The sequence below is a fragment of the Okeania sp. SIO3B5 genome (genome assembly GCF_010692555.1).
Classification (GTDB): Bacteria; Cyanobacteriota; Cyanobacteriia; order Cyanobacteriales; family Microcoleaceae; genus Okeania.
The window spans coordinates 1-6,878 of record NZ_JAAHHG010000528.1 but is presented as its reverse complement, the minus strand read 5'-3'; the positions used below and the strand labels follow the sequence as shown (position 1 = coordinate 6,878).

Genomic DNA, 6,878 nt, shown 5'->3' with positions numbered 1-6,878 from the left:
AATGGGAATTTAGAGCAGGTAGGAGTAAGAATTGTGCCAAGATTTTTCTGCCCAACTATGGGCCTAAAATACGCTCCTTTTTAAGCATAAAGAGCTGAAATAGGCGCACTGCAATTCGACCCCAAAAAGGCTAAAGTCTTTATATGTCAATGCTTTTAGATTTAATCAGCAAGCCCTAAGTATTTCCTCCGGAATACTGCGCAAACAGCCGTCAGATATCAGCCATTTGAGATCAAAGCTTTACTAATTTATCAGAATTAGGCATTGCTGAATTAAGGTATGAAAGTAGGTTTATAGAACCTGTTTGGTATCTCTAAAAATTTAGGCGATCTTCGGAGCTTTGCGTCAGCAATCGCTAGTATACTTGACTTAAGCATATATCTTTATCCTCAAAAGACATCTCCAATCATTAAAAATCAAATCAATTATCGTAGAGCTTGTCATCAATTATTTCCCTCTACTCCCTACTCCCTACTCCCTACTCCCTACTCCCTCTTTTCTGGAGAGAGCTAAAAGATACGATCAGGGATTCTATAGGAAATAAAAAACACTGGAGTTGGGAGTAGGGAATAGCGGTGCGACTCTGTGTCAGCGACAGACGCAAGGAAATGCGCACCAAGAGAGCGAAAAGTTAATATTAACAAGTAGTTCAAACAATCCAAAATACAAAATACAAATGTGCTATTCATTAGAATTATTTTGTGGTTCTAAATCAATTCCTCTAGCATCTGGATCGGTTTCCCTTTGACTATTCTCTTTAATCTGTCTGAGAATTAGTGCTAAGATTACTTTCAATCTCATCATTATAAAAACGATAAAACAGAGGCTCATCTTTAAAATTATGTTCGTCTAAAACATGATGAATTATACCCTGTTCTAACATTAATTGACCCATTAAAATAGCTTCTTCCCTAGTAGCTCGTTCATGAATCATTAACCACTCTACCGCATCCGATCCAAAAAAGACATTTTTAAATTTCTTAAATTGAAACTTGCGGTCTTTAATAGAAACTCCGTTAGCTCCACGCATCGCAGTGGCGATCGCCTCCCAGTCGTACTCTTCTTTGATAGCAGGTGGTTCCATAGATGGAGTTTCTTGAGGTTCTGGTCTATATTTTACAGGAGTTTGCGACCGCAACCAAGCATAGATTTCTGGATCTAGGTCTTTGAGATGTAAGTCTTGTTGAGGACGAGCTACTTCTACTCCATACTTGCGCAAATATCTTTCTATCTGGTTATAGAGGTGGGTTCTCACTTTTGGTTGCTTGAGAGGATCGCAGATAAAAGCCACTACCCGAAACTGTAAACCATCCTCTGAATATTGCCGAAATTTTACTTTAGGAGGTGGATGACGGAGAATATCTGGATGTTCTACTTGAGCAGCAGCAAGCAAAACTTTGTAGACAAAATCAATATCTGTTCCATAAGGAAGTTTCACATAAGTTTTCACCCTAGTTATACCACTGCGGTTCCAGTTGAGTACTTCCCCTTCAATAAACCGAGAGTTGGGAATGGTAATAATATAGCGTTCGATATTAGAAATGTCAGTTGTTCTGGTACCGATGCGTTGGACTAAGCCTTGAAATTCTCCTACTTGAACTAATTCTCCAACTTTGATCGGACGATCGACAATTAAAATTAAGCCACAGATGAAGTCTTTGACAATATTTTGTAATCCAAAACCAATTCCTACTCCGAGCGCTCCAAGCAAAATAGCTAGAGACTGAAAGTCTACTCCTCCAGCATTGAGAATTAGGACAGCTCCTATAGAAAGTAGTCCGTATTGGACAAAAAAAGCGATCGTGTCTTGGTGACTGCGGTCTGCTTCTGTGAGAGAGAGAAAGCGAGATTTGAGGATTCTCACAAACCAGCTTACCCCTACCCAAAGTGCGACTATGGTTAGAGCGATCGCTAATATTCTGCTCAGGGAAATGCTTTCTTCTCCCAGTTTAAACATTCTGGAATTAAATGTAGTGTCTAGAAGTTTGAAAGCTTCATAAAACCAAGCTCTAGTTATGGGAAATAGTTGAATCCCATACTTGATAAATGTTGCCCATACTCCCACTTGCAATAATACTAAACCTAATAGTTGTGAGGAGTGCCAACGTTGAGGATTTTTAATTTTCTGGCGTAGAATATAACGAAATAGTAATACTAAACCCCCCTGAAGCAACAGGGCAATGACAAAAGCAAATATTAGCTTTTTGATTGCCGAACTCGTATAGCTTGGTGTTTCTTCCTGCCAGCATAGATCTAAACCTTGCTGGAGTTGTTCCTGCCACATTTGCGCCTGAACCTCTGAGTACATAGAATTAAGGCCATCCTCTTCTGTCAATTGCACTAAGAAGCGGTTATTAACTTTCAATACTACGCCTCGATCTGAGGGTTCTATTGTTATTTCCGGTGGTTTTCCCTGCTCAATACTTTCAGCTAATGCCGACTCCAGAGTTGATGTGATAAATGTAGCTCGTTCCTGAGCTGTGATGTTTCCCCACGGGCCAACTTCTAATAATTCTCGACCATTTAATACCACTGGAGCTTTTACACTTGTTGCATCTTCTGCTAGGACGGGAGAGAATAAAAATATTGATAATAAACAGATGCATAGTGCCAGAATTAACCTAAACCCATATTTCTGAAGTTTTGACACATATTTGAAGGAAGAAGGAAGAGGGAAGGAGGAAGAAGGAAGAAAATTGATATTCCGTTGTTTTAGATGTTCCATAAGTCATTTCAGTTATCAGTTATCAGTTATCAGTTATCAGTCAAATTAAGGAAGAAGGAAGAAACAAGAAGGAAGAAGGCTTTAGTTATCTAGGATAAAAGATTAAATAATATTAGGTTGTTTAAACTATTCCATAAGTCAAATATAGTAATGCTACTGCTATATCTTATAGCAAAGAAAAAGGGAAAAGTGGATGAAGAGAGTCTTCGACAAGTGACTTGTCTAGATGCTGGTGCATTGTAATGTTGGTCTATTGTAATTAGGGTTTGCTGAATAAATCTCAAAGCATTGACTGATATTGGTTGTAGCATTTTTTGGTCTAAAAAAGTGTCAGCTTTTCAGCTCAAAAAGCTCATGCATGCTAGTATTTTGGGGCGATTATTGCAGAAAAATCACTCTGACAATTTTTCCGACTACCTCCTCCATAATTCCCATTTCTCCTGTCTCCTGTCTCCTGTCTCCTGTCTCCTACCCCTACTAAAAGACTTTTTCAGCAAGCCCTAATTATTTTGGTCAAGGACAAAAACAGTGGAAGCATCTTACTCCCTTACCGAATAATTAAGGTTTAAAGTCTCCTCTGTCCAATAGTTATTGCTCTGCTGATTAAATATCAAAGTCTTTACAGCTTATAGTTTCAATCTTTTTCACCTCAAATATTGATGTTCTATTTATCTATTTATCTATTGTCCAATAGTTATTGCTCTGCTGAGATAGTGATCGCTATCTTTCGCGATTATTGATATTCTATTTATCTATTGTCCAATAGTTATTGCTCTGCTGATTAAATATCAAAGCCTTTACAGCTTATAGTTTCAACCTTTTTCACCTCAAACATTCATATTCTATTTATCTATTGTCCAATAGTTATTGCTCTGCTGATTCGCGAAAGATAGCGATCACGATTATTGATATTCTTATCTATTGTCCAATAGTTATTGCTTTGCTGATTAAATATCAAAGCCTTTACAGCTTATAGTTTCAATCTTTTTCACCTCAAACATTCATATTCTATTTATCTATTGTCCAATAGTTATTGCTCTGCTGATTCGCGAAAGATAGCGATCGCGATTATTGATATTCTCATCTATTGTCCAATAGTTATTGCTTTACTGATTAAATATCAAAGCCTTTACAGCTTATAGTTTCAACCTTTTTCACCTCAAACATTCATCTTCTATATCATCTATTGTCCAATAGTTATTGCTCTGTTGATTCGCGAAATATAGCGATCGCGATTATTGATATTCTCATTTCACCTCAAACATTCATATTCTATATTATCTATTGGACAATAGTTATTACTTTACTGATTAAATATCAAAGCCTTTACAGCTTATAGTTTCAACCTTTTTCACCTCAAACATTCATATTCTATTTATCTATTGTCCAATAGTTATTGTTCTGCTGATTCACGAAAGATAGCGATCGCGATTATTGATATTCTTATCTATTGGACAATAGTTATTGCTTTACTGATTAAATATCAAAGCTTTTACAGCTTATAGTTTCAATCTTTTTCACCTCAAACATTGATCTTCTATATTATCTATTGTCCAATAGTTATTGCTCTGCTGATTCGCGAAAGATAGCGATCGCGATTCTTGATATTCTCATCTATTGGACAATAGTTATTACTTTGCTGATTAAATATCAAAGCCTTTACAGCTTATAGTTTCAATCTTTTTCACCTCAAACATTGATCTTCTATTTATTTATTGTCCAATAGTTATTGCTCTGTTGATTCACGAAAGATAGCGATCGCGATTCTTGATATTCTCATCTATTGGACAATAGTTATTACTTTGCTGATTAAATATCAAAGCCTTTACAGCTTATAGTTTCAATCTTTTTCACCTCAAACATTGATCTTCTATTTATTTATTGTCCAATAGTTATTGCTCTGCTGATTCGCGAAAGATAGCGATCGCGATTCTTGATATTCTTATCTATTGGACAATAGTTATTACTTTGCTGATTAAATATCAAAGCCTTTACAGCTTATAGTTTCAATCTTTTTCACCTCAAACATTGATCTTCTATATTATCTATTGTCCAATAGTTATTGCTCTGCTGATTCGCGAAAGATAGCGATCGCGATTCTTGATATTCTCATCTATTGGACAATAGTTATTACTTTGCTGATTAAATATCAAAGCCTTTACAGGTAAAATTTTCAACCTTTTTCTGTTAAACATTGATATTCTATATCATCTATTGTCCAGTTGTTCATCCCCATCTACCATTTAGCATTACGCGAGCAGGACTACCCGTGTCTACAAATGCCAACCAATTATAGATATAGCGTTTCTCAAGTTACTAAGGTACGGCTGTTTTTCTTCTTTTCTACTCCCGGTAGTTCTGCATAGTAATGATATATGTAGATGAACAACTGTGGTTCATGGGAGCAAGATGCTCCCGCTACTGTGTCTGGTAACAAAAATTCTTACAATCTACCAGATTTATGCTTCAATTAATCTAGCAGAACTAAAACTAAAATAGTCAGATAATTTATGTTTTAACTGAGATAAAGCAAGCCAATCAAAGTTAATAATGTACTGCTAATTAAGCCTAATAAAAACAGCAAATCTGATTTTTTTACTAATCTATGCACAAAAAAATATATGAAAAAATCACTACTATATTTGACAGTTTCAATCATCTGTGGGTGCAGTGACTTATCTACTGCTGAAAATCAATTAGATTCACCTACCACATCACCCACTCCTACCTTTGTAGAATGCCCACAAAAACCAATAATTCGTCTGGATAAGACAGATGCTAAATCTTTATCTTTAACTGAAAATATTATCACTATATCCGATACTGTTAACTCTGAAAAACAACTTAGCTATAAATTCTATGCCAGAAGGGGTAAAGACTTTAATTATAGAATTACCAGTAATGTTTGTATTTGGATATTTTCCCCAGATACGAAACTATTACAACGTCGAGAATTAATCATTGCTGAACAGAAAGACTCTCCTATTTCTGGAGAACAAATGTCTATTGACTTACCCCTAACAGGAGAATATGTTGTGCAAGTTTCTAGTCCTAGTGAATCTACAGAATTTAACCTAGAAATGAATTTAGGAGATTTACCAACACCAGAACCTTCTACAGTTAATATAGACGAAACTTCATCAACATTAAAATCAGAAACTATACCTCAAGAATATAGTTCTAAAACTTCTAGTGAAACAGCCGTAAAAAATTATTATTCTAATCTTAATCAAGGTAAATATAAGCAAGCTTGGAATCAACTATCAACAAATTTTCAAGATAATCAACAACTACATCCAGATGGTTATAATTCCTATTATGACTGGTGGACAGGAATTAGTAATATTGCTATTCAAGATGTTAAGCAAGTCAGCTCTAGTACAGACATGGCGACAGTAAATGCTCTGGTAAAATATACAAAAAAATCAGGAGAAAGTATTGCTCAATCTCTGGAGTTATTTTTAGTTTGGAATTCTACAGATAAAAAATGGAATATAGATACAGTTAGTCTGAATTAGTTGTTCATTAATTGATAATTGATAATGGATAATTGATAATTACCTCTGATTAAAACCGTTACGGAATTGAATATAAGGAAATATTATTTCTTCTCTTGGTCGATTGGATATGGCTCCGAGACCTCGCCATCCCTCGACCGCTTTTTTCCCCTTAAAAGGGGAGGCTTCAAGGCGCGAATTATTTAATTATTAATTAGGGCTTGCTGATTAAATCTCACGCGCATTGACTGATATTGGTTTTAGGCAATTTTATGTCTGGAAAAAGTACTAGCTTTTCGGTGGCAAGAGCTGCATAAAGCTAGTATTTTGAGATGATTATGACATAAAAATTGAGGTACAATTCTTACTTCTACCTCCTCGCTCATTCCCATTTATCCTGTCTCCTGTCTCCTGTTTTCTGTCTCCTACCCCTACTAAAAGACTTTTTCAGCAAGCCATAATTAGGGCTTGTTGATTAAATATCACGCGCATTGACTGATATTGGTTTTAGGCAATTTATGTCTTGAAAAAGTATTAGCTTTTCAGCAAGCGTAGGTTAAAAAGGTGAGTATTTTCGGATTTTGCCACCCGAAAAATCACTCTTACTATTGTTTTAGCCACTGACTCTGTAATTCCTATTCCTCCTGGATTCACCG

General features: G+C 35.6%; 5 protein-coding genes. 2 read left to right on the top strand and 3 right to left on the bottom strand.

Annotation, left to right across the window (positions count from 1 at the left end):
- Window positions 1-757: 757 nt before the first annotated feature.
- On the bottom strand, window positions 758-2,725 hold the full coding sequence (locus F6K54_RS37435; RefSeq protein WP_293089070.1) for a mechanosensitive ion channel domain-containing protein: 1,968 nt from the start codon (window positions 2,723-2,725) through the stop codon (window positions 758-760).
- 1,382 nt (window positions 2,726-4,107) lie between these two features.
- On the opposite strand from F6K54_RS37435, the gene F6K54_RS37430 reads away from it, so the two are divergent.
- Window positions 4,108-4,230: a hypothetical protein gene (locus F6K54_RS37430; RefSeq protein WP_293089069.1), complete on the top strand. Its 123-nt coding sequence runs from the start codon at window positions 4,108-4,110 to the stop codon at window positions 4,228-4,230.
- 540 nt (window positions 4,231-4,770) lie between these two features.
- Here the strand turns inward: F6K54_RS37430 and F6K54_RS37425 are convergent.
- A complete protein-coding gene (locus F6K54_RS37425) occupies window positions 4,771-4,920 on the bottom strand; it encodes a hypothetical protein (protein ID WP_293089067.1) in 150 nt (49 codons plus the stop codon).
- 113 nt (window positions 4,921-5,033) lie between these two features.
- Entirely contained in the window at window positions 5,034-5,162 is a 129-nt protein-coding gene (locus tag F6K54_RS37420) for a hypothetical protein (RefSeq protein ID WP_293089066.1), read from the bottom strand.
- 184 nt (window positions 5,163-5,346) lie between these two features.
- Here F6K54_RS37420 and F6K54_RS37415 point away from each other — a divergent pair, with 184 nt between their 5' ends.
- Complete coding sequence (locus tag F6K54_RS37415) at window positions 5,347-6,243, top strand: hypothetical protein (protein ID WP_293089064.1); 897 nt, start codon at window positions 5,347-5,349, stop codon at window positions 6,241-6,243.
- The last annotated feature ends 635 nt before the right edge of the window (window positions 6,244-6,878 follow it).